Annotated in this window: 22 protein-coding genes; 16 read left to right on the plus strand and 6 right to left on the minus strand. The window is 49.7% G+C overall.

The annotated features are described in order from the left end of the window. Positions 1-130: 130 nt before the first annotated feature. The 3 genes from PHT49_08245 to PHT49_08255 all read left to right on the plus strand — a co-directional run bounded on the left by PHT49_08245 (position 131) and on the right by PHT49_08255 (position 2,706). Complete coding sequence (locus PHT49_08245) at positions 131-910, plus strand: hypothetical protein (protein MDD5451865.1); 780 nt, start codon at positions 131-133, stop codon at positions 908-910. Between the two features lie 155 nt (positions 911-1,065). After that, positions 1,066-2,346, plus strand: coding sequence for a phosphopyruvate hydratase (gene eno, locus PHT49_08250; GenBank protein ID MDD5451866.1), 1,281 nt, complete (start codon positions 1,066-1,068; stop codon positions 2,344-2,346). A gap of 69 nt (positions 2,347-2,415) precedes the next feature. Further along, positions 2,416-2,706, plus strand: a complete 291-nt coding sequence (locus PHT49_08255; protein ID MDD5451867.1) for an integration host factor subunit alpha — start codon at positions 2,416-2,418, stop codon at positions 2,704-2,706. 173 nt (positions 2,707-2,879) lie between these two features. Here PHT49_08255 and gatA read toward each other — a convergent pair whose 3' ends face one another. The 3 genes from gatA to PHT49_08270 form a co-directional block, all read right to left on the minus strand. Further along, complete coding sequence (gatA, locus tag PHT49_08260) at positions 2,880-4,343, minus strand: Asp-tRNA(Asn)/Glu-tRNA(Gln) amidotransferase subunit GatA (protein MDD5451868.1); 1,464 nt, start codon at positions 4,341-4,343, stop codon at positions 2,880-2,882. A gap of 9 nt (positions 4,344-4,352) precedes the next feature. Further along, entirely contained in the window at positions 4,353-4,637 is a 285-nt protein-coding gene (gatC, locus tag PHT49_08265) for an Asp-tRNA(Asn)/Glu-tRNA(Gln) amidotransferase subunit GatC (protein MDD5451869.1), read from the minus strand. Between the two features lie 376 nt (positions 4,638-5,013). Then, the gene (locus tag PHT49_08270) at positions 5,014-6,105 is read right to left on the minus strand and encodes a DUF4124 domain-containing protein (protein MDD5451870.1); all 1,092 of its coding nucleotides are present in this window, start codon (positions 6,103-6,105) and stop codon (positions 5,014-5,016) included. 252 nt (positions 6,106-6,357) lie between these two features. Here PHT49_08270 and PHT49_08275 point away from each other — a divergent pair, with 252 nt between their 5' ends. The 4 genes from PHT49_08275 (at position 6,358) to PHT49_08290 (ending at position 8,507) form a co-directional block, all read left to right on the plus strand. Next, positions 6,358-6,861, plus strand: a complete 504-nt coding sequence (locus tag PHT49_08275) for an isoprenylcysteine carboxylmethyltransferase family protein (protein ID MDD5451871.1) — start codon at positions 6,358-6,360, stop codon at positions 6,859-6,861. A 128-nt stretch (positions 6,862-6,989) separates the two neighbouring features. Further along, a complete protein-coding gene (locus PHT49_08280; GenBank protein MDD5451872.1) occupies positions 6,990-7,271 on the plus strand; it encodes a hypothetical protein in 282 nt (93 codons plus the stop codon). 271 nt (positions 7,272-7,542) lie between these two features. Continuing rightward, a complete protein-coding gene (locus PHT49_08285) occupies positions 7,543-7,881 on the plus strand; it encodes a hypothetical protein (GenBank protein MDD5451873.1) in 339 nt (112 codons plus the stop codon). A gap of 35 nt (positions 7,882-7,916) precedes the next feature. Continuing rightward, positions 7,917-8,507, plus strand: coding sequence for a hypothetical protein (locus PHT49_08290; protein MDD5451874.1), 591 nt, complete (start codon positions 7,917-7,919; stop codon positions 8,505-8,507). Between the two features lie 208 nt (positions 8,508-8,715). Here PHT49_08290 and PHT49_08295 read toward each other — a convergent pair whose 3' ends face one another. Both PHT49_08295 and PHT49_08300 read right to left on the minus strand, forming a co-directional pair. After that, entirely contained in the window at positions 8,716-8,988 is a 273-nt protein-coding gene (locus tag PHT49_08295) for a BrnA antitoxin family protein (protein ID MDD5451875.1), read from the minus strand. Further along, entirely contained in the window at positions 8,985-9,287 is a 303-nt protein-coding gene (locus PHT49_08300; GenBank protein MDD5451876.1) for a BrnT family toxin, read from the minus strand. Before PHT49_08300 ends, PHT49_08295 begins: the two co-directional genes overlap by 4 nt. Positions 9,288-9,444: 157 nt before the next feature. Here PHT49_08300 and cobN point away from each other — a divergent pair, with 157 nt between their 5' ends. From cobN to PHT49_08315, 3 genes are all read left to right on the plus strand, one after another. Next, on the plus strand, positions 9,445-13,341 hold the full coding sequence (gene cobN / locus PHT49_08305; protein MDD5451877.1) for a cobaltochelatase subunit CobN: 3,897 nt from the start codon (positions 9,445-9,447) through the stop codon (positions 13,339-13,341). Between the two features lie 297 nt (positions 13,342-13,638). Beyond that, entirely contained in the window at positions 13,639-14,724 is a 1,086-nt protein-coding gene (locus PHT49_08310) for an ATP-binding protein (protein ID MDD5451878.1), read from the plus strand. A gap of 18 nt (positions 14,725-14,742) precedes the next feature. Further along, the gene (locus tag PHT49_08315; GenBank protein ID MDD5451879.1) at positions 14,743-16,764 is read left to right on the plus strand and encodes a putative cobaltochelatase; all 2,022 of its coding nucleotides are present in this window, start codon (positions 14,743-14,745) and stop codon (positions 16,762-16,764) included. Between the two features lie 14 nt (positions 16,765-16,778). Here PHT49_08315 and PHT49_08320 read toward each other — a convergent pair whose 3' ends face one another. After that, positions 16,779-18,038, minus strand: a complete 1,260-nt coding sequence (locus PHT49_08320; GenBank protein ID MDD5451880.1) for a helix-turn-helix domain-containing protein — start codon at positions 18,036-18,038, stop codon at positions 16,779-16,781. A 372-nt stretch (positions 18,039-18,410) separates the two neighbouring features. Between PHT49_08320 and PHT49_08325 the strand changes: the two genes are divergently transcribed. The 6 genes from PHT49_08325 (at position 18,411) to PHT49_08350 (ending at position 25,981) form a co-directional block, all read left to right on the plus strand. Beyond that, positions 18,411-19,976, plus strand: a complete 1,566-nt coding sequence (locus PHT49_08325; protein MDD5451881.1) for an FMN-binding glutamate synthase family protein — start codon at positions 18,411-18,413, stop codon at positions 19,974-19,976. Between the two features lie 243 nt (positions 19,977-20,219). Next, positions 20,220-20,429, plus strand: coding sequence for a hypothetical protein (locus PHT49_08330; GenBank protein ID MDD5451882.1), 210 nt, complete (start codon positions 20,220-20,222; stop codon positions 20,427-20,429). An 85-nt stretch (positions 20,430-20,514) separates the two neighbouring features. After that, positions 20,515-22,329 (plus strand): aldehyde ferredoxin oxidoreductase family protein, encoded by a 1,815-nt coding sequence (locus tag PHT49_08335; GenBank protein ID MDD5451883.1) that lies wholly within the window; start codon positions 20,515-20,517, stop codon positions 22,327-22,329. A 2-nt stretch (positions 22,330-22,331) separates the two neighbouring features. Beyond that, positions 22,332-22,706, plus strand: coding sequence for a hypothetical protein (locus PHT49_08340; GenBank protein MDD5451884.1), 375 nt, complete (start codon positions 22,332-22,334; stop codon positions 22,704-22,706). 26 nt (positions 22,707-22,732) lie between these two features. Beyond that, a complete protein-coding gene (locus PHT49_08345) occupies positions 22,733-22,927 on the plus strand; it encodes an FAD-dependent oxidoreductase (protein MDD5451885.1) in 195 nt (64 codons plus the stop codon). A gap of 18 nt (positions 22,928-22,945) precedes the next feature. Beyond that, positions 22,946-25,981 carry an FAD-dependent oxidoreductase gene (locus PHT49_08350; GenBank protein ID MDD5451886.1) on the plus strand — a complete coding sequence of 1,012 codons (3,036 nt, stop codon included), beginning with the start codon at positions 22,946-22,948 and terminating at the stop codon, positions 25,979-25,981. Positions 25,982-26,148: the final 167 nt, after the last annotated feature.

Genomic DNA, 26,148 nt, shown 5'->3' on the forward strand with positions numbered 1-26,148 from the left:
AACGAGATAGTGCTCTGCCCGGGCATAAATCTTCTTGCTGGAACAAAAAGTGTTAAAATAAATTCACACCTTATATATTTTTTGCTATATTTATAATAGTTATATTAAAAATTATAGGTGAGGCTGTATTATGATAACATTAGATATCTTAGACGATGATGTCCCGGCAAAATCCCCGGTTAGCGCCGAGGATATAGAATTCAAGGTAGTTGATACTCTGGATGAATTGGAGCAGTCATATAATCTTATCTACAAGGCCTATGTAGCACGAGGATATGTTAAACCGCACCATTCTGAAATGAGAATAGGGATTTATAATTTACTCCCTGACACCCGGACGTTTATCGCCAAGAAGGATGACTTAGTAATAATGACCCTTACTATTATCCCGGACTCACCATTAGGACTGCCCATGGATGAAATCTACAACATTGAGATGGACTTCCTGAGATATCATGGAAGAAAAGCGGCAGAGCTTTCCGGCCTGGCAGTCCACGAGGATTTGAGCGGCAAGGGGATGTTTATCTTCCTGGCATTAGTCAAGCTCGTGTATTTTTATGCCAGGAGTGCGGATATTGATGATTTCTGTATCGCTGTCCATCCCAAGCACGGGTCTTTTTACGAAAATGTCTTATTATTTGAACATCTGGGTGATGAAAAACTCTATTCCAGTGTCAGAAACTCTCCAGCCATGGGTAAGCGGTTAAATCTGCATACTTTCGAGAAAAGATTAAGCAGGAAAAATAGACATCTTTACCGGTTCGTTTGTGAACAGGGACATCCCCTTTCACAAACCATATCAAAGAATATCGTTCTCGATGAGGCGCTTTCCTGTTTCTTAAGGAAAGGATGGCCAATGGAGAAAATTCGCCAGTTCTATCACCTGCCTGATAAAAGACTTTATTGTTAGGTCCATCACAAGACTGCCCTTCCTTTGGAGAATACAGCATCCCCCGTGCCCAATTGGATCGTTAAATATATGTATTGACAGGGTATCTGTGTTTTGCTATGTTTAGCCCAGATTTTCTGAACGGCTGCTCATTTTTATTTTACCATGGAGGATAAGTGAGCGAAATCATTAATATAATTGGCAGACAGATTTTTGATTCCCGGGGTAACCCGACTGTAGAGGTTGACGTTTATTTGGAATCCGGCTATATGGGGCGGGCCGCCGTCCCGTCCGGCGCCTCGACCGGCAAAAAAGAGGCCGTGGAACTCCGCGATAAGATTAAAACCCAGTATATGGGTAAAGGCGTTTCCAGGGCGGTCAAGAACGTCAATGAGAAAATTGCTCCGGTGTTGATAGGTTTTGAGTCTTCCGAGCAGGCGCTTATCGATAAGAACATGATAGCCCTGGACGGGACAAATAATAAAGGTAAGCTGGGCGCCAATGCCATTCTGGCCGTATCTTTAGCGGTAGCCAAGGCTACGGCAGAAGAATCAGGGATTCCGCTCTATCGCTATCTTGGCGGTGTTGCCGCCCGCGTACTGCCGGTGCCCATGATGAATATTTTGAATGGCGGCGCTCATGCGGATAATAACGTGGATATCCAGGAGTTCATGATCGTACCCTGCGGGGCCTCTTCGTTTAGTGAGGCCATGCGCATGGGCGTGGAGACCTTTCACGCCCTGAAGGGGGTCCTGAAGGGCAAGGGGCATCAGACGTCCGTGGGTGACGAAGGCGGGTTTGCCCCAAACTTAAGGTCGAATGAGGAGGCCATGGAGGTTATCCTGCAAGGGATCGAGAAGGCCGGTTACAAGCCGGGGAAGGACATATATATTGCCCTGGATCCCGCTGCCAGTGAGTTTTACGATAAGGGCACATATACGCTGCTCGCTGAGAAAAAGCCGAATAAAAATACAGACGAGATGGTCGGTTTTTATGCAGACTGGCTGAAAAAATACCCGATTATTTCCATAGAGGACGGTTTGTCTGAAGATGACTGGAAGGGATGGAAGAAACTTACCGGCCAGTTAGGCGGCAAGATACAACTGGTAGGTGATGATATATTCGTCACCAACACCGGCATCCTGTCTAAGGGGATACAGGAGGGCGTGGCAAACGCCATATTGATTAAACTGAATCAGATCGGCACCCTGACCGAGACTATAGAAGCCATTCAAATGGCAGATCGGGCCGGGTATCGTTCCGTTATTTCTCACCGTTCAGGTGAGACCGAAGATGCGGTTATTGCCGATCTGTCCGTGGCTTTAAATACGGGACAGATCAAGACCGGCGCCCCTTCGCGTTCGGAACGTGTGGCTAAATATAACCAGCTCTTACGCATCGAAGAGGAACTGGGCCCTGCGGCGCTGTTTATGGGCCGGGGAAGCTTTGCCCGGTAAAGGTTACAAGGATGGCCGTCATGTCTGATTTTTGACAAAGTAATAGATTTACCCCCGGAGGTTAGTTCTATGACCCTGACTAAGGCTGATCTTGTCAATCATATTTATGAAAAAAACAAGCTTCGCAAGGCTGAAGCCGTACTGGCCATGGAAGCCTTATTAGAAATAATTAAGACCTCCCTGGCTGATAATGAGAGCGTGCTCATCAGCGGTTTTGGTAAATTTAACGTCAAGAATAAAAAGGAAAGACGGGGCAGAAACCCTCAGACCGGTGCGGAATTAATGCTATCCCCCCGGCGGGTAGTCACATTTAAGCCTTCCAGCATCCTCCGGCAGAGAATAAATAATAAGAAGATATGACGGTCTCGTAAAAAGTCCATTTGCTGCATCTATGTAAGCTCAAAGGTGAAGGGGAGAATTGCAATGCCTACTCCTTTAAGCTTTTAGCCTTCAGCTACTCTTTAGCTTTTTACTGTGCCGTCCACTGACTTTTTACGAGTTCATCAAGATATAGGAATGACAGGATCGATATCTCAAGATAAAAGAGTCGGCTTTTTTGTATGGAAGTCTGTCTCTGATTCAAAATTGTAGGCCACCTGCAATATCTTTTCCTCCGCAAAGTGATTACCAAGCAATTGGATCCCAACCGGCAGTCCTTCCGCACTGAATCCGCACGGCACAGAGATGGCGGGCAACCCGGCCAGGTTGGCCGGTACAGTGAAAATATCAGATAGATACATCTGGAAGGGATCGTTTACCTTTTCTCCGATTTTAAAGGGTGGCGTAGGCGCAACCGGCGTTAATATGACGTCGCACCGGTCAAAGCCCTTTTTGAAGTCTTCCGCGATCAGGGTGCGCACCTGGGAGGCCTTCTTATAATAGGCATCGTAGTAACCGGAGGAGAGGGCATAGGTGCCGAGCATGATGCGACGTTTTACCTCGGCTCCAAAACCTCCTGACCGGGTCTTCTCATACATCTCCAGAAGTTCTTTGGCCTCAGCGTCGCGAAAGCCGTATTTTACACCATCGTAGCGGGCCAGGTTGGAGCTGGCCTCAGCCGGGGCAATTATATAGTAGATAGCCACTGCGTATTCGGTGTGGGGAAGAGATATCTCTACGATCTCTGCACCCAGGCCGGAAAGTGCCTCTATAGCAGTGCGCACAGATTTTTCAACATCAGGGGATAAGCCGGGGCCGAAGTATTCTTTGGGGATGCCGATCTTAATCCCTTTGACTCCTTTAACCAGCGCCTTTGTATAGTCCACTTGCGGCCGGGGGGCCGAGGTTGAATCCAGGGGGTCATGACCATGTACGGCATTTAGAAGCAGGGCGCAGTCAGTGACATCCTTGGTGAGCGGCCCTATCTGGTCTAACGACGAGGCAAAGGCGACCAGCCCGTAACGCGATACCGTACCGTAGGTGGGCTTTAATCCCACCACACCACAATGCGCCGCCGGCTGCCGGATGGAGCCGCCGGTGTCGGACCCAAGGGAGGCGATGCACTCGTCTGCCGCCACGGCGGCTGCCGAGCCTCCGCTTGACCCGCCCGGTATGTAGTCAAGTCGCCAGGGGTTTCCGGTTATGTGGAAGGCCGAGTTTTCTGTGGACGAACCCATGGCAAACTCATCCATATTTACCTTGCCGAGCAGTACGGCCCCGGCCTCCTTTAGTCTTCTGATTACCGTAGCGTCATAGATGGGGATAAAATCCTTCAAGATATATGAACCACAGGTGGTGCGTACGCCTTCCGTACAGATAACATCCTTTATAGAGATGGGGATGCCGGTCAGCGGGCCGCCCTTGCCATTTTGCAGGATGCGGTCGGCTTCTCTGGCCTGTTCCATAGCCGCTTCCGGTGTAAGTGTGATATAGGCGTGAACCTTAGGTTCAACCTCTTTTATGCGTGCCAGTACAGACTCGGTTATCTCAACCGAGGTAACTTCCTTTTTGAGTAATAATTCGCTTAGGGCGTGGATGGTCAGGGCATAGAGTTGCATGGCAGGACCTCAGATGACACGGGGCACAGTGAATGATCCGTCTGCCTTTGCCGGGGCGTTGGCCAGACTTTTTTCGTTAGGAACAGACGGCCGGATCGCGTCTTCCCGGAAGGCATTGGTGATGGCCAGGGCGTGGTGTGTGGGCTCGACATCTGCCGTGTCCAGTTCGTTTAACTTATCCATGTAAGTCAATATCTGGTTCAGTTGATTTGTAAATAGCTCGAGATCTTCATTGGAAAAAGAAAGCCTGGCCAGCTTGGCCACATGCTGGACATCCTCGCGGCTGATCTTCACGTTTTTTCCTCGCTTTGCTATCCAAATGTCCGGGGCATCAATTCCAATGGCTCACCCGCCGGATGCGAGCCATTGTCTAATAACATATCCTAATATATTTCACAAGATTCGAGTTTAACCCAAGGGACTTCGGATAGCTTCTCACCTTTTGTCCTTTTTCCCCTTTATCTATCTCCAGAATGCATCGGCGTTTGATTAAATGAGTTTATCAGTTTAGCTGTTTGAAAGAGTATTCTTAAATCCCTCCCAACCTCCCTTTTTCAAAGGGAGGAGAAAACACTTCCCCCTTTGGAAAAGGGGGATTGAGGGGGATTTTGGCCCTTATAACGCCTTGCTTAGGCATACCTTTAAAAAACCCAAAGTGTTACAAATGAGGTTATTTAACCCAGCGGTTATTTGGATACTCGATATCAAGCTGCTCTAGCAATTCCGGAGGCGCCATGTACCCGACTTCGAGCATCTTCTGCGCGCACCTTTTAGCCTGCCGGGTATTTCCCTGACGGAGAGCGGCGCGGGCCATCATGTAATTGGTCCACCAGGATTCCGGCGCCAGCTCCCGGCCCTTTTGGGCGCATTCATCGGCCAGCTCCCACCTTTTATGATGTTCAGAGAGATAATAGAGGTAGTACAGATAGTCACCGACTAGTTCCTGCTTGCTTAGATTTCTAAAGAAATAGGGACTTTTCCATGCTCCCCACTTCTGCACGTACTTGCTATCTCCATATCTCAGGCCCCGCCATCTATTGGTAGCCTCCAAGTTAAAACATTCCCGGCCATCGTCGTAGCGGACGAACATGTGGAACTCGCCGACGTTAGGACAGGGGATGCCGACCGCGTAAAGCGGCAGCCCTAATCGCTCTCCCAGGGCGAGGCAGAGGAGGCTGAAGCCAAAACAGTTTGTCCTTTTATTCTCCAGTATATATGGAAGAGATACTATCTTTTCTTCGAGCTTTCCACTCTGGTAACTAAAACCTGAATACGTTATTCTGTCCAGCATGCAGCCGATCAGTGTCTTGGCGTCGTTTCTGCTCCATTTCTTCATATCCTTTCTGATATCACGGGCGATGGCCTCCAGCCGGCTGATTATTTGAGCCTTGTCGATTTTCTCTCCGAACAATTGAGGATAGACCTCCATATCGTAGCCGAGGAGGTTGGCAGTCAGGTCCAACCGGTCATCGTATCGGTAATGAATTAAGTCCTTACTCCGGGAGGAAGATGGGGGAGTAAATACGATAGGGTCATTGGGTTGGCTCCTTCTTGATGCGTTGTCTGGCTTGGGAGCAGAAAAATCTTTTGTCTCTACCCTGTCCTGCAATGCCTTGGGAATAGTGGCGGGGTTATCCGTGAAACAGATAACGCCATTTTCATCGACGTATTTGTAAGTGGTGCCCGCTACCGGGCCTGCATGACCCAGCAAAATTATGATAATAACGAGGACAGCGCTTATATGACTATCTGGCAGTTTCATTTTCATCTCTGTTTTGATTATTACTCCGGCAATTAAAGAGCCTGAATCCCCCCTCACCCCCCCTTTAGAAAAGGGGGGGTGAGGGGGGATTTGGCAAGGTTATGTATTTAAATGCCGTTGTAATAGTATCGGTAGGCAAAGATTTTTTGTGAAAAATTGGTATAATGATTTATGGATTTGAAAAACCTTATAGCCTTATCGGTTATCATATTTTGGCCGGTGATTCCGCTCTTCTGGATTCCGGTCCACCTCATGACCGGTCTTTTCAAAAGGCTGGGCATGGCGACTCTCGTCTTTCCGATCATCTTCTGGCTGCCCCTGGCCTACAGCCTTTATTCCATAAAGGAACGCCTCCTTTTTTACCAAATTACGCCTCCGGCGTTCCTGACTTATCCGGGCTGGGCCTTCTTTATCTCCGGACTGGCCCTCCATATCCTGACCGGCATATACCTGAGGTTCGGACTCGTTGGCATCCCGGAGTTTTCAGACAAGGTGAAGATGCACCTGGTGAAAAAGGGGCCCTTCGCCGTAGTGCGGCATCCTACGTATCTGACGCACAGCATGATTTTCCTCGGGGCCTTCCTGATTACAGGCATCTTGATCGTGGGTTTGATAGCCGTCCTGGATTTCTTTACGGTTCACGTGATCATCATCCCGTTTGAAGAAAAAGAATTACAGAGGCGCTTCGGCGATGAATATCTGGAATACAAGAGAAAGGTTCCCAAATTTTTCCCTAAGATTGCGTGTATTCTCTAAGCAGTGCGCTATCATAGAGAACAATTTGAGGCGCTTTGTGCCTTTGTGACGATAGGCACAGTTTTAACAAGTTGATTATATGAGTTAACTATGTAAAATATAATCTTATTTTACTAAAGGATATGGCGATGGGGAAAAAGATAACAGCAACCGAGGCGGTACGTAAGTTTTCCGACTTATTAAACAACATTAGATACAGAGGCAGCCATTATACAATACTAAAGGGTGGAAAACCAATAGCGGCTGTTGGTCCCGTTGGGGAGTTCAAAGTTGAACGGACTTTAGGTGAACTTCCAGAACTCCTGGAAGCCCTACCTCTCCTCGGCGAAGAAGCAAAGTCATTTGAAGCAGATCTTGAGGAAATACTAAAAAGCCAGCCTGCAATGCCAACGGAAAAACCATGGGCGTAATACTCGACACCAGTGTTTTGGTTGCTGCGGAACGTGATTTATTCTTTATATATCGAAAGGGCGTTAAAAAGTATCGTGGTAGTAGGTGTCATTTTTCAACAATGTTATTGTGAGGGGATAAACAAAAAGCATGGTGAGAAACAACGAAAGTTCACGTATCCCCTCGGATTCGTCCCTTTCAATTTGTAGTTGTTTAGGTATCTGAAAAATGAGAATATTCCTAATTTCATTTGATACCAATTTGATAAACACTAAACAGCGAATTGAGGCTATGAACACCCTTGAATATTGGAATAATTTAGGGCTTATTCATTTGGTAAAAACCGATACAATGGAAATTGAATTTCAGAAAATTACAAATATCAAAAGGCAAGCTGTTTTTCTGGCAAAATCAAAGGAATTCAAGGAGGATTACGGAGTAAATTTGGTAGGCCATTCTAAATATACAAAGCATCTCGGTGGATTGTTTGTTCGTCCGTCAATTCGTGAGGAGATTTCATCTATATTATTTGGCAAGCTTGGCTCTGAAAACAAAAATATAGATGAAAGAAAAATAAGGGACGCAGCTCACTTAAATACTCATTATATGAATGATAGAGATTTTTTTTAACGTATGATCGGCATTTTCATGACAAAAGAGACATCTTGAAACAGAGATTTAATATCAATATATTCTATCCAGAGGAATGCGTTAGTTTTATTGAAGAATATTGGAAAAAAGACAGATCGAAAAGTTTGTCCGTAAGAAGCCCAAATCATAAGAAGGCATCAATAATCATTGGAACAGAACTCAGCCATCACCTTATAATTACGAATAACGACAAAAACTTGCTGGAGGTCCAGAATTATAATAATAAGTATTTTATAGTTTCTGCTAGTTTATATAATCGAGAAGGCCACCGTGCAGTAGAAGTTAATCCTGATAAGTTCGAAGTTAAGGTGCTAGGCTGTAGGATTACCGTATCATACTTTCATGAGAACGAAAGAGGGATACTAATGCCTATCGAGAAAAAGCTTTATTCAGAACTATATGTACATGATTCGAATGAGCTTTTGCTGAAAGCTGAGATATTCAAGAATGGGGATTTGCTATTGTATTGTCGCATATACGATCAATCCGGTAGATTACTAGCGAATATCAGCAAGGAGACCCTCCAATACGAGAGGGGGTGTTTGGGTTCGTTTTATGAAGAAAAACATGAAGACGGCACACTTAATATGTATTTGATAGATTGAGGTTGGTACAGTATATAATACTTACTGGCCGTAGGAGGCCGGGACATCGTTGAAAAACATCGCTTATTATCCAGTGAGATAGATGCGCACGTTCGTGCAGAAAATGCGCGGCGTTTTATGTATCGCCCTGCGCCACGGGGCGACCTGTGGCAGCAATTTCTTTAAAGCTGTACATCTTGCAATCTCTACTTCTTTTCAGTCTGTTCCGTCATGTTTCCGATTTCAATTCTTGCTCTATACGTTCGCTTAAAAACATTTTAAGCAAGGATTGATAAGGAATGTCACGTTTGTTTGCCAAAAGTTTAAGTTCTTCTATCATGAATTCCGGGAGACGCAGCGAGATTGTTTTGAGTGAAGGTTTGAGATTGGGTAAAACTGCCCTTTCGGCCTTTTTCCAATCGATGTATTCAGTTGAATCCGCAGTGGCCCAAAATTTACGCTCTTCATCTTCCGATGCAAATTTCGGAATTTTCTTTTTCATAATGATTCGTACTCCCTCCTCTCTTTCTTATTCATATCCCTGGCCGAGATGACCCGAATACGATTGCTCCTGATCGTAAAAACTACAAATAAATACCTTTGGGCGTCCGTATGCCCCAAGGCGTAAAATCGGTTTTCTCCTTTCGAATGTTTTTCATCCTGGGCCGTAATCAAAGGCCGATTGAAAAAAATCTGCTCACATTCTACAGCCGACACACCGTGTTTTTCCCAGTTCTTCAGGAGGTTGTCCCGGTCCCATTCAAATCCGACACATTTGACCGGTTGATCTATTATACTCATATATTTTGTATATCTCAGAAATATACAATTTGTCAAGACGCCATTGCGTCAAATCTTTCTCCAAGTATTAGCATGGATGGTCATTGACAATTACCCACCGACTTGTTAAGTAACACCATATTAATTTTTGTGTTACTAATTTCCCTCGAGGCATGTTATGAAAATTCGAGCCATAATGTGGAACAGCCATATCCCGATGCTGGTGCGTTCGGCCAGGAAATTAGATTTTCTGGACCTCAAGGCATTTTCCTCCAAGGCCCTGGAAAACGACCCTTCCAAATTAGAAGAGACCCTGAGAGGGCTTCGGGACGCCGATGTCATCTTGCTCTATCGATCTTCGGAAGGCTTCTGGGATACTGTCGAAGAGCAATTAAAAGAGATAGGTCAAAAAGTCCCCATTGTCTGCATCAGCTATGATCCGTCATTCTGGTACCTCTCTACGGTCAGACCCGAGGTGGTGAGCACCTGCTACAGTTACGTCACCATCGGAGGGGAAGAGAATTTTGTAAATATGCTCTGTTATCTCGCCAAAGAAGCGGGAGGAATGGACATACGGTATGAACCACCTCAGGAGGTCCCCTGGGAAGGGCTTTATCACCCTCGAGCCGGAAGATATTTCAGGACCGTTGAGGATTATCTCGCCTGGTACAAACCAAAGGATAAACCGGGCGTAGGCATACTGTTTTCCCGTTTTTACTGGGTAAATGACAATCTGGAAGTCGAGAACGCCTTGATCGAGGCGTTGGAAAAACAGGATTTAAATGTGATCCCCGCGTTTTCGTACAGTGTTAAGGATGAGAACCTGGGCGCTAAGGGAAGCGGAGAGGTGGTCAGGGAGGTTTTCCTGACCGGAGGGGGGACCTTAAGGGTGCAGGCCCTAGTCAAGCTACAGCCTTTCTTGCTGGATAAGGTCCGGGGAGAAGACCTGTCCAATGCCGGGGATACATCTTCTGGTGTGGAGATGCTCAAGACGCTGGATGTCCCGGTGTTTCAGCCGATTACGGCCTATTCCAAGAATATAGAGGAATGGGAAAAAGATGCGCAGGGATTGAGCACGGATATCAGCTGGTCAGTGGCGCTACCGGAGTTTGAGGGAGTTATAGAGCCTGTCATCATTGGGGCGGCGAAGCGATCCGGCGATGAAGAAACCGGAGTGACTGTGGAACAGCGGGCGGCTATCCGGGAGAGGTGCGGCCGCCTGGCTACACGTGTGAAAAAGTGGATCGAATTAAGACAGAAGCCGATCTCCCGGAGAAAGGTAGCCTTCATACTCCATAATAACCCATGCGCGTCAGTAGAGGCCACGGTGGGCTGCGGCGCCCATCTGGATACACTGGAAAGCGTGGCCCGGATCATGAAGGCCATGCAAGAGAAGGGGTATCAATTAGATGTGCCTACGAGCGGTAAGGAACTCATCGAGACCATCATGGACAGGAAGGCCATCTCAGAGTTTCGTTGGACGGCAATAGATGAGATAGTAAAAAGGGGCGGAGCCCTGGCTATGGTCTCGCTGGATGAATATCTGAAGTGGTGGGTGACTTTCCCGGAAAGGACGAAAAAACGGATAGTGGATGTCTGGGGAGAGCCTCCGGGGGAGGAGAGGCACGGGATTCCGGCGGCGATGGTATATGAAAATAAGATAGTTATAACCGGCGTAGATTATGGGAATGCCGTGGTCTGCGTGCAACCCAAGAGGGGATGTGCCGGGTCTAAATGCGACGGGAGGGTATGCAAGATACTCCATGACCCGGACGTTCCGCCGCCGCACCAGTATCTGGCCACGTACCGCTACCTGGAACAGGTCTTTGGTGCGGATGTCATTGTACATGTAGGTACACATGGGAATGTAGAGTTTCTTCCGGGCAAAGGCGTGGGGCTTTCTGATGCCTGTCTGCCGGATATATCGATTCATGAACTCCCGCATCTCTATATCTACAACGCAGATAATTCACCTGAAGGGATCATTGCCAAGAGGCGGAGTTATGCCACTTTGGTGGACCATATGCAGACCGTGATGACCCAGGGTGGACTCTATGAGGAGCTTGAGGAACTCGGGCGCTATCTGGGAGAATACGAGCAGGCCCGGATTACCGATAAGGGACGGGCCCATGTCCTGGAACATTTGATTTTGGACCTGATGAAGAAGATCAATCTGGATAAGGAAATTAAACTTACCGATGATCTGCCTTTCGAAACAGCGGCCAAAGCTGCGCATGACGCCTTAAGCCGGATCAGAAATACACAGATTCAGGATGGAATGCATATCTTTGGGGAGCTTCCGGAAGGGGATAAGCGGATTGACTTTATCAACTCCGTCCTGCGTTACGATGCCGGAGAAGAGGTATCGCTTCGCAAGATGATCTGTAGATTAATGGGACTGGATCTAAAGGATCTCCTCAGCGATCAGGGAGCCATAGACGCCCATTACCTTAAGAGCCACGGAGAGCTTTTGGAAGAGATCGACATCCTGAGCCGGGAACTTATCAAGAAAGTTTTAAATAATAATAGTGGAGAATTAGGGAGAGCGCTGGAAGAAATTCTTGGTGAGAGGATGAGGGATGAGAGCCACTTAGAAGGGCTTGATTTAGTGAGAAGGCAAATCCTGGAGCTTGATTCCCGGATAGAGGACTCCAAAGAAATAGAGGCCCTCTTGCACGGACTTGAAGCCGGCTATATCCCGGCCGGTCCTTCCGGTCTGATTACCAGGGGCCGGGCCGATGTACTCCCGACCGGCCGAAATTTCTACTCCCTTGACCCGCAGCGGATTCCAACCAAGGCTGCCTGTCAGGTGGGTGAAAGGCTGGCCCATGCTCTCATTGAGAAATACCGGCGCGAAGAGGGAAGGATCCCGGAAAATGTGGCCATACACTGGATGTGTGCTGATATTATGTGGTCTGATGGAGAAGGGATGGCCCAAATTATGCGCCTGTTGGGAGTTAAGCCTTGCTGGCTCTCGAATGGCCGGGTGAGGGGGTTCGAGATTATCCCTCTAGAAGAGCTGGGCAGGCCGAGGATAGATGTAACCATCCGCGTCTCCGGTATAACCAGGGATAATTTTCCGAATTGCATTGAACTCGTGGACGAGGCCGTCCAGGCCGTGGCTGCATTGGATGAATCGGTTGAGATGAATTTCGTGAGGAAGCATGTCCTGGAACAGATGGCTTCTCAGGGAGAATCGCCGGCGAATAAGGATGCCTGGCGGAAGGCTACGTTAAGGGTGTTTGCCTCCAAACCCGGCACCTATATGCCCGGGGTCAACCTGGCGGTTTATGCCTCGGCCTGGAAGGAAGAGAAAGACCTGGCCGATGTCTTTATTTACTGGAACGGCTATGCCTACGGCAAAGGCATTTATGGTCAGGAATCTCATGAACAGTTGATTCATAGCCTGAAGACGGTGGATGTCACCTTTAATAAGGTGGTAACGGATGAGTACGACCTTTTTGGCTGCTGTTGTTATTTCGGCAACCACGGCGGGATAACGGCTGCGGCGCGGAACATCTCCGGTAAGGAGGTAAAGACCTATTATGGAGATACCCGGGAGCCGGAACATGTGGAGGTGAAGGACCTGGCAGACGAGGTAAGGAGGGTGGTGCGGACCAAACTGCTCAACCCGAAGTGGATTGAAGGCATGAAGCGCCACGGGTACAAAGGCGCCGGGGATATATCCAAACGGGTCGGCCGGGTCTATGGCTGGGAGGCCACCACCCAGGAGGTTGATGACTGGATATTTGATGACATCGCCAGGACCTTTATTCTAGACGAAGAGAACCGGGAATTCTTTGAGGAGCACAATCCCTGGGCGCTGGAAGAGATGGCCAGAAGGCTGCTGGAAGCGGAGAAAAGGGGTCTATGGGCGGCGGACCCGGAGGTCTTAAATGAATTAAAGGATGCATACCTGGCCATAGAGGGATGGATAGAAGAAAGAATGGAAGGGGTGGAAGGAGATTTCCAGGGCGGTTCCATAGACGTCTTGACCCCTGATGACGTAGAGAATTGGGGGGAGATGATGCAGGGAATTAAGGACAAAGTAAGATCGGTGACAGGGAATAAGTAATGAGTTATGAGTGCGTCCAGGTTCTTTGGAGACTTCATGGATAATCTGATAATCTTGCGTTTCTTCAGCGAACTTCTTTGTCCCTTCGCTTCACGGCTTCCGCAGCGACCCTTTCGGGGCTTGCAGGTGGGGAATGCTTGCCCCTTCCGGCCTCTAAAGGGCTGGCTTTCCCCTTCCTGCGCGCCCTCGATGGGTTCCCCCCTTCTACAGCAAGTTTCGCTCGGAGACAAATGGTTCGCTTAAAACCCAGGAAACCCCAGATGAGATGAAGCATTGAAAGGAGAATAGAAAGATCGGATGAAAACAAAAAGAGTGACATATCCCTTCACCGCCATAGTAGGCCAGGAGAAGATGAAGAGCGCCTTGATTTTGAATGCTGTTAATCCCAGGCTGGGAGGGGTGCTCATCCGCGGAGAAAAAGGGACTGCCAAATCAACGGCCGTTCGTGCGCTGGCCAATCTTCTCCCGGAGATAGAGGTGGTCGCGGACTGTAAATTTGGTTGTGAGCCGCATGTAAAAGAAAAGATGTGTCAGGAGTGTGCGGCCCGTCTTGAACAGGGAGAAAGCCTGCCGGTTGGGAGGAGAAAGATTCGCGTGGTTGATCTGCCGGTGAGTTCCACAGAAGACAGGGTGGTGGGTACGCTGGACATAGAACAGGCGATAAAAAAAGGAGAAAAGAGGTTTGAGTCCGGTATCCTGGCCGAAGCGAACCGGGGTATTCTCTACGTGGACGAGGTCAATCTCCTTGATGACCATATCGTGGATGTGCTTCTGGATTCGGCGGCGATGGGTGTGAACATCATGGAGAGGGAGGGTGTTTCCTATTCTCATCCCGCTCAATTTATTCTGGTGGGGACTATGAATCCGGAAGAAGGAGAACTGCGCCCCCAGCTTCTGGATCGTTTCGGACTCTGTGTGAACGTGGAGGGGATCATTGATCCGGATCTGAGGGTAGAGGTTGTTAAAAGAAGAGCCGCGTATGAAGAAGACCCCGTGCAGTTCCGGAAGGCCTGGCAAGAGGAAGAAAATAAACTCCAGGAGGCCATTGTCCGGGCGAAGGAGCTTTTGGACCGGGTAATTGTGTCCGATGACATGCTGCATCTGATCGCCCGCGTCGCGATTGAAATGCACGTGGATGGGCACCGGGCAGATATTACCATAATGAAGGCGGCAAAGACGTTTGCCGCTTTTCATGGACGGGAAAAGGTCTCTAAAGAAGATATCCAAACGGTCGCGGAAATGGCGCTGCAACACAGGATGCGGAGAAAACCCTTTCAAAAGGCCGGTGTAGAGGCGGGAAAAATAGAAGAAATTATTCGTGGTGACTTTGAGAATGTACATGCTCATGCGCATGTCCATAGCCATAAGCACACCCACAAATGAGAAATATTAGGCGCATGCATGAATTGGACTAAAGAAAACGTTTATCCCTTTTCCGCTGTTGTGGGTCAAGACGACCTGAAGATGGCGTTGTTGCTCAATGCCGTCTTACCTTCCATCGGCGGAGCGCTCATTCGGGGAGAGAAGGGAACCGCCAAGTCAACAGCGGTTCGGGCCCTGGCCGCCCTTTTGCCTGAGATCGAGGTGGTTCCGGGATGTCTTTTCAATTGCGCTCCTCATGACTATCAAGGTTTGTGTGCTGACTGTAAGGCAAGGGTAAAGCAAGGAGATACCCTGCCTGTTATCAGCAGAAAGATCAGTGTGATCGATCTTCCCTTGGGGTGCACAGAGGACCGGGTGGTGGGAATGATTGACCTCGAGTATGCGATAAAGGAGGGGAAAAAGCGATTTGAACCCGGACTGCTTGCCGGGGCCCACCGGGGTATTCTTTATATTGACGAGGTCAACCTCCTGCACGATCATATCGTGGATATTATTCTCGATGCTGCGGCTATGGGGATCAATATTGTCGAACGGGAAGGGATCGCTTATACACATCCGGCCGAATTTATCCTGATCGGAACCATGAATCCGGAGGAAGGAGAACTACGGCCCCAGCTTCTGGATCGGTTTGGGTTGTGTGTCCAGGTGGAAGGTATAGAGAGTCCGGGCGAAAGGGTAGAAGTGATCAAGCGCCGGGAGGATTTTGAAAAAGACCCGGATGAATTTATTAAGCGCTATCAGAATGCCCAGCATGCGCTGGAGCAAAGGGTAATTGGGGCCAGAAAAGTTATTCCCTCTGTCCGTATCCCGGAAGAGATGCTCCGTCTCTGTTCTACACTGGCACTGGAGGCTTATGTGGCCGGGCAACGTGCGGATATCATCATGAGAAAAACAGCCATAGCCGTTGCCGCTTTCGATGGGAGAAAAGAAGTTACTGAAGATGATATCAAAAGAGCGGCAGGATTTGTGCTCCTTCATCGGATGAGGATGCCTCCTCAGCCCCGCCACGAGGAAAAGGAGAGAGAAGAGCCGGACGAATCTTCCGCAGATAAAGATCAAACCCGCGCTGAGTCAAGGGACAACAAGGCAGAAAGTCAAAAGGAAGGCCGGGGGGATAAAGAGCAGGAAGGACGTTCATCCAGAGGGCAAGGGGAAGGGGAGCAGGAAGACCAGGGGGCAGGGCGCTCTTCTTTGGAAACGGTTTTTTCCACAGGCACGCCCTTCCGGGTCAAGCCTATACAGGCGGAGAAGGACCGGGTAGTACGTAAGGGTTCGGGGCGTAGGAGCCGGACCGAGACATCCACGAAAGCGGGTCGCTATGTCAGAAGCACATTGAGCCACAGAGACGCGGACTTTGCCCTTGACGCCACGATCCGGGCGGCCGCCCCTTATCAGAGGGAAAGGAAAAGGGAAGATATAGCCATTGCCATTGAAAAGAGTGACATCAGGGGAAGGAGAAGAGAGAAGAAGATCGGCAATTTTATCGTTTTTGTGGTGGATGCCAGCGGCTCTATGGGTGCGGGCAAACGCATGATCGCAACCAAAGGGGCCATCCGCTCCCTCCTTATAGATGCCTATCAGAAGAGAGATCGGGTGGCTATGGTAGCCTTTAGGGGAGACCGGGCGGAGGTGCTCCTGCCCCCAACCAACAGTATCGAACTCACCTATAAGCTCCTGGAAGAGCTGCCGACCGGCGGGAAGACCCCTTTGTCACATGGAATAACCCTGGGATATGAGGTCATTGAGAGTTATTTCCATAAGGACCCCAATATCTATCCTATGTTTATTTTGATCTCCGACGGCAAGGCGAATATAGGCCTGTATGGAGGAAAACCAGTTATGGAGTCTATGGAGATAGCCAATGTGATACGAGATGATTCCCGTATCCGGAGTGTGGTAATCGATGTGGAGAAGGCCGGTATGATCTCATTTGGCCTGGCCTGTCAACTTTCAGCCCAGATGGGGGCACGGTATTTTAAGATCGATGACCTCAAGGCAAATGACCTGCTTGAGGCTATCCGGAACGACTTATTCCAATAGCTGGATATTCAGTCCTATTTTGCTTTAATCCACAACAACCTGGCCACATTAGGCCCTGGATTTTCCCATTGACTCGGCATCTCTGCGGTCAGATAGATCACGTCTCCGGCGCGGATAGTGTAAGTAGCATTACTGATAACCATTTTTAATTTGCCTGAAAGGACATAGCCTATCTCCTCGCCTTTATGAAGGAAAAAATGGGCAGGCAGCTCTTGGTGGGGCTCTATTTCAATGATATAGGGTTCCATGTTGCCCTGAAAATCCGGCGGTGTTAAAAGCTTACCCTGGATCGATCCGGTAGGGATATCCTCAAACCCTGCTTCTACAGCCTCAGCAGCCGGAAAGATGATCTGTTTTTCTGATTTTGAAGACGGTTGTAATAGTGAACCGACATCAACTGAAAGGACCTCGGCCATCTTCAGAAGGGCCGGCAGTGAGGGATAAATAATGTCGGTCTCTACCTGGGAGATAGTGCTGGGAGTAACTCCCACTAGTTTTGCAAGCTCAGCCTGAGATAAGCCCTGTTTCATCCGGAGTTCTTTGACGCGAGAGCCCAGGTTGATCCCATTGGCCCCTTGTTTTTGCCTGTCAAATGTGATGGCGAGACCTTTTGTCCAGTAGCGGTAAGGTTCATGCATATCCGCTGTGCTGCGACCTTCGGCCTTTAGAATGGTCAGGGTTGTGGTGCCTCTTTTTATAGAAAGGTCGATGGCCACCTGGGCAATCTGATTGATCTGGGCCCTGAGTTGGGGCGAGTGAGCCAATTTTTCCATTATCCAGTAGGCTATAGTATTCAATTCATAGAGGCGGGGGCAGGAATGAGAATAAAACTTCTGTACGGCCTCTTCCCCTCCCCAGAGTTTTTGCATGCCCGTGATACTTTCAAATACGAGACGGACATCTCCGCTTAAAGCCTCATGGAGCCCATAGAGGGCTTCTATTACATAGTCCATGTCTCCCGGCTTTTCCACCCTCCTGATATGGCAGAGGCGTTCAGGATCAGGTTCTTCGTAGAATTTCATGAAGACGGAGGTGGATGCTCCCTTACCGCAGGTGAAGGCGTCAAGGATAGTAAGATTCGGGCTGTCCGCCAGGGGACCCAGTTTATCAAGGAGGTTCCTGGGGGAGCGGTCAAAGGTGACATAAATTACCGGCTTATGATTGGATAGTGATGCCTGGAGAAAATTAAGACAAAAGACCGATGCCAGGCTGCCGGAATGATCATACCAGACCACGTTATCACCGATGAAGAGACCGCCGAGCAGTCGGTCCAAGTGACTTACTCCAGAACTAACAGACGCCTTTTTGCGCATTGGCAATACCCCTTCTTTCAGTTAAGATAATAAATTTCATACTCTTGATCTGTCTATGAGTCAAGATTTCTCCTGAAGATGTTCTATCAACAGAGGCGTTAGAGAAAATTAGTACAAATAACTTAGCTATTGACAAAACCCGGCTTTTATAATAGCAAGTTATCTGGTTGTGACCAACACAACGGCGTGCTGGTCGCAGATGACGATGATGTCCGCCTACCCTAAGTGGTAGTGCGGTTTTTTTTTGCCCGGATTGTTAAGTATAACTGTTTTGACTATTAATTTATTCAGTATAACTATCAGAAAAAACATTACGCAGGAGGGAAAAGAATTATGTCATTTAGCAAACCAAATCGAAGCGCCGCTACCCTGACTACAACCAGGGTGACACCCGCCCCCGGGTCAGGAATTTGCGTGACCTGTGTGGACGGCTGTGAAGGGCCGTGCGAAATCGGCCGGTCAGCCCTTAAGGGGAGAGAGGTGATATATCCTGCGCCTTTTGGAGTCATCACCTCTGGTTCGGAAAAGGACTACCCGGTAGATTTCTCCCATTTTAATATCCAGGGTACGGCTGTGGGCGCCGTGGGAATTGAGGCCGATTCCGATAAGGCCACGTTCCCGGCCGTGGATACGACTACGGCTGTGGGTGCGGGCGGCAACATCAAGCTGAATTTTCCGGTGTTTACCGGTGCAGTTGGGTCCACGGATATCGCCCGTATTAACTGGGAAGATGTGGCTGTGGGTGCAGCCATCTCGGGTGTGCTGGTAGTTGCGGGTGAAAATATTTGTGGCATGGATTCTCAGGCGGAATTCAAGAATGGGAAAATATCCAGGTCGCCGGAGATGGAACGTCGCATTAACGCCTTCCGTCAATGGTACGACGGGACCGGCGGTATTATTATTCAGGCCAATGTGGAAGACACCAAGTTGGGTGTGCCGGAATATGTGATTGGGCAGTTAGGCATCGAGATATTTGAATTAAAGTGGGGCCAGGGCGCCAAAGACATCGGCGGCGAAGTCAAGTTGCATTCGATCGAGAGGGCCTTGCAGTTGAAGGAGCGGGGTTATATCGTGCTCCCGGATCCAACCAATCCCGCCGTCCAGGCCGCCTTTAAGGCCGGTGGTATAACAGAATTTGAACGGCATTCCCGCCTCGGCATGGTAGATGAGGAGGCCTTTTACAAATCGGTCGAACACCTGCGGTCTGTCGGCGCAAAGCATGTGACTCTTAAGACCGGGGCCTATCGCCCGGCAGATCTGGCGCGGGCCATTAAGTTCTCTTCAAATGCCAAGATTGATCTCCTTACCATAGACGGAGCCGGCGGCGGAACCGGCATGAGTCCCTGGCGTATGATGAATGAGTGGGGCATACCCACCGTGCAGTTAGAATGCCTGACCTATCAGATGTGTCAGCGGCTGGCGGCCAGGGGAGCCTATATCCCGCCCATTGCCATAGCGGGCGGTCTCTCTCTGGAAGACCATATCTTTAAGGCCCTGGCGCTGGGCGCTCCCTATGTCAAGGCCATTTGCCTGGGACGGGCCATTCTCACCGCGGCCATGGTGGGCAAGACCCATGGAAAGTTAATGGCGCAAAAAATGGAGTTGGAAGGTGAAGATGTAGAGCAAGGATACCTGCGCCTCTTTGGCGTAGGGGCGCAACTTAAAGAACGCTTTGGCAAAGACTTTACCAAACTTCCGGGCGGGGCCATAGGTATGTATTCTTATATTGACCGGCTGAAACAGGGCCTCCAGCAACTTATGGCCGGGTCCAGAAAATTTGCCCTCAAATACATTGATCGTAATGATCTGGTGGCCTTGACCAGGGATGCGGCGGAAGTCTCCGGAATTTCCTATGTTATGGAGTCCGATGCAGCAGAAATAGATAAGATATTAGGCTAATCTTGATGAACTCGTAGAAAGTAAAAGTTTGGACGGCACAGTAAAAAGTTTCAGTTGCAAGGCGCGCAAATCCTATTATCCGTTGTCCGTCAACAAACCATGCACTTACGGTGAACGGTAAACAGTGAACGGTGAACTATTTCCATAGCTACGCCGCAGTGATCCGCCGGAGGCGGACAACGCAGCAAATGGACTTTTTAAGAAGCCGTTAATCTTAAACATTAGTAAGGGAGGAAGCAAGCTATGTTAAATGTGATATGCAAACACAACTGCAAGTCCTGTTTTGCACTGCCGGTATGCGCAGTGGGGGCCATAATAGACCAGCAGGGTTCCATCTATGTGGATACCGACAAATGCATCGGCTGCGGCTGTTGCCGCACCGTATGTGTCACCTTCGGATACGACAAGGCCCTGAAAGACAAGACCGTAGAGTGGCTTAAAGGAGCCGCATAGGGATTTCCATCTCGGACGCAGAGGAACGTCCGCCTCAGGCGGACGTCCTAATTGATTTAGCTGTAGGAAACAGGGAGAACGAGAAATGAACGGATGGATCGGGCGTTGTCTGAGGATAAACCTGACCGAAGGAAGACATAATATTGAGGAGATCGATCCCGGGCTGCTCGAAAGGTTTATAGGGGGGCGGGGCCTGGGCGCCAGGATTTTTACAGACGAAGTTTCCCCTCAGGTAGATCCGCTTTCCCCTGAAAACAAACTCGTCTTTTCTTCGGGTCCCCTGGTGGGCACAGGGGCTATAACCGGGGCCTCGTGCAATGTAATAACCAAGTCCGCATTAACCGGCGGACTGGCCTGTGCAAAGATGCGCGGACATTTTGGCGCCGAGCTGAAATTTGCCGGCTTTGACCTGCTAATCGTAGAAGGCAAGGCCGAGATGCCGGTTATTATCTCGATTATGGATGACAAGGTGAGGCTTATCCCGGCCCTGGAATACTGGGGCCGTACCACGGTGGAAACCGAGGAACTGTTTAAGAATAACCTGGGTGATCCGTGGAGCGCACGGGAAACCTATCTGGTTTCCATTGGTCCGGCAGGCGAGAAACTTTTGCCCCTGGCCAACCTGATTAATGACCGGTTCCTCCCGGTAGGGGGCGCGGGCATCGGCGCGGTTATGGGTTCAAAGAACCTTAAGGCCATTGCCGTCAGAGGTCGGCACTCCCTCCAGGTGGCGGATGGGAATCGATTCATGCAGGTGGTCACCACCCTGATTAATAAGCTCAACAGCGCCCCTCTTACCCAGTCCATGTCGCAAACGGGAACTGCTTTTCTGGTGGGGTTATGTTATCAGAAAGGAATCCTGCCACAGAATAATTTTCGCCGTGCCCCGCTTCCGTTAAGAAATATCGCTACTGATGCCCTGAACAGCGCCTTTGCCTTGAGGAGTCGCGGCTGCTTTGCGTGCCCTATCGCCTGCATCAAAAAGGCGGATGTTAAATACTCTGCCTACGAAGGGAAGGGGATGGCCCCGACCTATCTGGCCATCGGTTCTCTGGGGGTGAATTGCGGGATTACCGACCTGACTACGATCGGTATGGCGAGTATGATGTGCGGGGAAATGGGATTGGACCCCGTAGCTGCCGGAGGGACTCTCGCCACTATCATGGAATTAGTGGAGAAAAAAGTGGTCACCCCTGAGGAGCTAAAAATTGACCTTCGGTTCGGCAACGGGGAGGCCATGGTGGAGGCGCTACACCTGATGGCCACTAAAAAAGGATATGCCAGACGTCTGGGTCAGGGCGGGCGGGCCCTGGCCAAAGAGTTCGGAAGGCCGGAGGTCTTTATGGGCGTAAAGGGTCATTCTCTGTCTCCTTTTGACCCGCGCGCCATTCAGGGCATGGGACTTCATTTTGCGACATGTAACTATGGGCCGCATCATCTGTTCGCCTACACGTTCATTGACGAACTCCTTAATGTACATCAAATTCTTGATCCATGGGAAATTGGCGGAAAGCCTTTGCTTGTGAAGGAGTATCAGAATACCACCGCTGTCATGGACTCTCTGGGGCTGTGCAATTGGCCTCTGATGGGACTCAAATTCAATAACTACGTACCCATGGTGAACAGTTGCCTGGGAACGAATTATAAGGCAGATGACCTTTTGTTTATCGGTGAAAGGATCTGGAACCTGGAGAGGATGTTTAACCTGAAAGCGGGATTTGACCGGACGCATGATACACTTCCGGAGCGGTTTATCAAGGAACCGGTTCCTGATGGGCCGGCCGAGGGGCAAGTCAGCAGGATAGAGGAGATGATCCCTGAATATTATCATCTCAGGGGCTGGAATGAACAGGGTGAGCCACGGCCTGAGACGTTACAGGCATTGAACTTGGAGGTGTGAGAGTGCCAAGAATAAAGATCGATCATACCAAATGCACCGGGTGCAGGCATTGTGAGACGGCCTGCTCACTCAACCATGTGGCAAATACGGTAAATCCTAGACGGGCCCGTATAAGGGTGATGAGGGACGGCAATCGCTACTACCCGGTGATCGCCGGGCCGTTTGTGGATGCGGCCTGCACTTCAAAACACTACATCGTCATTGGTGAGCAGACTTATGACATGTGCGCCTTCTGCCGGGCCTCCTGTCCGGAAAAACCGTATTTCGTGGAGGCTGAGACCGGTATCCCTTTGAAATGTGATTTTTGTGGCATACCGCCCAGTCCTTCCTGTGTGCGCTGGTGCAACACCGGTGCCCTGGAACTGGTAGAGGACTAGACGCAAATATAAAAAAGATGGTCCCCATGGAGATTCAAATTAACGATAATCGACTCATCGGATCGGTAATGGTAGTCGGAGGTGGAATTGCCGGGATCCAGGCGGCTATGGATCTGGCGGATGGCGGTTTTTATGTCTATCTGATCGAAAGGTCATCGGCCATAGGTGGTATCATGGCCGGTCTGGATAAGACCTTTCCGACCAATGACTGCGCCCTCTGAATACTGGCGCCCAAGCTCGTGGAGGCCGGTCGGTCTCCAAATATAAAAATCATTACCAACGCCGAGGTCCAGGAAGTATCGGGTACTGCCGGAAACTTTCGGGTCAAGGTACGGCGACAGCCACGTTATGTGGATGAAACCAAGTGTACGGCTTGTGGGGTCTGTGCGCAGTACTGCCCGGTTACCATCCCGGATCCTCATAACCAGAATCTATCCCAGAAAAAAGCCATTGATATTCTTTATACGCAGGCCGTGCCTTCCGCCTATGCGGTTAATCCTGATTATTGCCTGTTTTTGAACAGACGGGAGTGTAAACAGTGCACCCGGGCCTGTCAGGCCGGGGCAATCGATTTTAATCAGAGGTCAGAGGTCTCTACCTATCAGGTTGGCTCTGTTATCTTAGCTACCGGCTTTAAGCAGGTCAACCCGGCAAAATTAAAGACGTATCATTACCAGGACTCCCCTAATGTTGTTACCGGTCTGGAATTTGAAAGGATATCCAGCGCTTCCGGCCCTTACGTAGGCAGGATTCTCCGGCCTTCTGATTTACAAAAGCCCCGAAAGATCGCTTTCATACAATGTGCCGGTTCCCGGGATAATGCCTCCGGTAAAAGCTATTGTTCGTCAGTGTGCTGCAAATATGCGGTTAAAGATGCCATAGTGGCCTTAGAGCATGAGCCGGATCTGGATATTACGATATTCTTTATGGATATGCGGATGTACGGCAAGGGGCTGGAGGCCTTTTATGAACGGGCGAAGGAATGCGGGATAAAATTTGTCCGCTCCAGGGTCTCCGGGATCAAACGTGATCCCGAAACAGAAGACCTCGCCATAAAATATGTTATAGAAGACGGCACGTTACGGCAGGATACGTTCAATCTGGTTGTATTACCAATGGGTCTGGAAGCGCCCGATGGGAATTTCTCTCTGGCCAAGGCCACGGGTATCGGGCTTAATTCATACGGATTTTGCAAAACCGGTCTGTTTTCGCCCCTTGTTACGCAGAGGGACGGCATATACGTTGCCGGTGGATTTCGCGGGCCGATGGCGCTTCCGGATAGCGTTATGCAGGCCAGCGGTACGGCTGCCTGTGCGGCCGAACTCCTGACCGCGGTCCGCCGCACCTGCATAGCGGAGAAGGCCTTTCCCGAGGAACGCCCGGTAGATCAAGAAGGGTTACGGATCGGGGTCTTTGTTTGTCACTGCGGGAAGAATATCGGCGGCGTAGTGGACGTAGGGGAGGTCAAAAAGTATGCGGCTACCCTTCCCGATGTAATTTTCAGCAAGGATAATCTCTATTCATGTTCTCAGGATACACAGGCCCTGATCAAGGAAACTATTGATAAGGAAAAGCTCAACCGGGTGGTTATTGCCGCTTGTACTCCGCGGACGCATGAACCGCTATTTCAAGAGACCATAAGAGAAGCGGGGTTAAACCGGTGTCTTTTGGAAATGGTCAATATCCGGGATCAGTGCTCCTGGGTGCATGCGCACGAAAAGGAGGCGGCCACAGAAAAGGCCAAAGACCTGATTCGTATGGCTGTGGCCAAAGCCAGGCTGATTAAACCGCTCTCTGAGCCGGTTACAGACGTAATCCCGAAGGGGTTGATTATCGGCGGCGGACTGGCCGGTATGACGGCGGCGTTGTCATTGGCCGGGCAGGGCTTTGAATGTTATCTGGTTGAGAAAACGGCCAGGCTGGGCGGCAATCTCCATAATATCCATTACACCCTGGAAGGGGAAGACCCGCAGCGTTATCTTGAAGAGATCATCCGCAAGGTAGAAAACCACAGGCTTATCCACGTACTGCTGGAGGCCGAGGTCGAGACTGTCAAAGGATTCGTGGGGAATTTCGAGACAGTGCTTACTATAAGGCAAAACCACAATGAAACACACATGTCGCATGGCGACACAAAGGACAATGAAACTAATCCCCCCTCACCCCCCTTTACTAAAGGGGGGGATATGTTAAGCACCCCCTTGGAAGAAGACGGGGACCAATCAATTCCCCCTTTAGAAAAGGGAAAACCTCTCACTCCCCCTTTGGAAAAGGGGGATACAGGGGGATTTTCAGGTAAAAAGAAAGAGAACCTGCGGCACGGGATCATCATTATGGCTACCGGCGCCATGGCCTACAGGCCGGATGAATATCTGTACGGCCGGTCTGAACGGGTGGTGCTCCAGCATGAACTGGAAGAAAGGCTGGCCTCCGGTCAATTTATCCCGGCTAAAGAAGACACAGTGGTAATGATACAATGCGTGGGTTCCCGCGACGAGAAGCATCCATATTGCAGCAGCATCTGCTGCAGCATGGCCATTAAGAATGCGATCAAGATCAAAGAGATCAGTCCGGAAACGAACGTATACATCCTGTACCGGGATATGAGGACCTACGGATTCCACGAGGACTACTACAAACAGGCAAGAGAACAAGGGGTTGTCTTTGTCCGGTACGAGAAGGACGACAAACCCGTGGTCGCCGGGGTAGATGGGAGGTTGCGTGTCACCGTTACCGATCCGCTCATCAAAAAGAAAATCGTTATTGAAGGCAGTTTGCTGGTTTTAAGCACGGCCATCGTGCCGCGAGAGGACAAGACTCTGGAAAAGGCCATATCCGTGCCACGTTCGGCGGACGGTTTTTTCCTGGAGTCCCACGTGCAGCTCAGGCCGGTCGATTCCTATGTAGACGGAGTCTATATCTGTGGCATGGCCCAGTTTCCCAAACCGGTTGATGAAGCCGTGGCTCAGGCCAAAGCGGCGGCGTCTCGGGCGGCGATCATGCTGGCCAGGGGCTACGTAAAAGCTGAACCCATCGTGTCATCCTGCGACCAGGAGAAATGCATTGGGTGCGGCGTGTGCGAATATTTCTGCCCTTATGGCGCTATCCGGATGACGAAAGTGGGAAAGGTAAAGAAAGCGGAAACAATCATTGCTGCATGCAAGGGGTGCGGAATTTGCGCTTCGTACTGCCCGGCCAGGGCCATCAGCATGGGCCGGTTTACGCACGACCAGATCAGCGCTCAGATTGCGGCTTTTGGGGCAGATGGTTCATAAGGATTGAGAGATGAATTGGGCATTCACCGCAAAGGCGCAAAGGACGCAAAGAATTCAGGAAGACGTTTGAATCAGGAACTCAGGAGATCAGGAAAGTATTATTGAGAAATTGATTTTCAGCAGTGCGGCTTATGGTTGCTCTGTTCTTTCATGGGTTCGTGAGTTCC

The organism is Desulfovibrionales bacterium, assembly GCA_028715605.1.
In the GTDB taxonomy this organism is placed as follows: Bacteria; Desulfobacterota; QYQD01; order QYQD01; family QYQD01; genus QYQD01.

Bases quoted from the DNA above. Each gene is read 5' to 3' on its own strand.
- PHT49_08325 (MDD5451881.1), top strand. From the start codon at position 18,411: ATGTCATTTAGCAAACCAAATCGAAGCGCCGCTACCCTGACTACAACC.
- PHT49_08315 (MDD5451879.1), top strand. From the start codon at position 14,743: ATGAATTGGACTAAAGAAAACGTTTATCCCTTTTCCGCTGTTGTGGGT.
- PHT49_08285 (MDD5451873.1), top strand. From the start codon at position 7,543: ATGAACACCCTTGAATATTGGAATAATTTAGGGCTTATTCATTTGGTA.
- PHT49_08270 (MDD5451870.1), bottom strand. From the start codon at position 6,105: ATGAAACTGCCAGATAGTCATATAAGCGCTGTCCTCGTTATTATCATA.
- PHT49_08330 (MDD5451882.1), top strand. From the start codon at position 20,220: ATGTTAAATGTGATATGCAAACACAACTGCAAGTCCTGTTTTGCACTG.
- PHT49_08255 (MDD5451867.1), top strand. From the start codon at position 2,416: ATGACCCTGACTAAGGCTGATCTTGTCAATCATATTTATGAAAAAAAC.
- PHT49_08245 (MDD5451865.1), top strand. From the start codon at position 131: ATGATAACATTAGATATCTTAGACGATGATGTCCCGGCAAAATCCCCG.
- PHT49_08345 (MDD5451885.1), top strand. From the start codon at position 22,733: ATGGAGATTCAAATTAACGATAATCGACTCATCGGATCGGTAATGGTA.
- gatA (MDD5451868.1), bottom strand. From the start codon at position 4,343: ATGCAACTCTATGCCCTGACCATCCACGCCCTAAGCGAATTATTACTC.
- PHT49_08275 (MDD5451871.1), top strand. From the start codon at position 6,358: ATGACCGGTCTTTTCAAAAGGCTGGGCATGGCGACTCTCGTCTTTCCG.
- cobN (MDD5451877.1), top strand. From the start codon at position 9,445: ATGAAAATTCGAGCCATAATGTGGAACAGCCATATCCCGATGCTGGTG.
- PHT49_08300 (MDD5451876.1), bottom strand. From the start codon at position 9,287: ATGAGTATAATAGATCAACCGGTCAAATGTGTCGGATTTGAATGGGAC.
- PHT49_08295 (MDD5451875.1), bottom strand. From the start codon at position 8,988: ATGAAAAAGAAAATTCCGAAATTTGCATCGGAAGATGAAGAGCGTAAA.
- PHT49_08310 (MDD5451878.1), top strand. From the start codon at position 13,639: ATGAAAACAAAAAGAGTGACATATCCCTTCACCGCCATAGTAGGCCAG.
- PHT49_08280 (MDD5451872.1), top strand. From the start codon at position 6,990: ATGGGGAAAAAGATAACAGCAACCGAGGCGGTACGTAAGTTTTCCGAC.
- PHT49_08335 (MDD5451883.1), top strand. From the start codon at position 20,515: ATGAACGGATGGATCGGGCGTTGTCTGAGGATAAACCTGACCGAAGGA.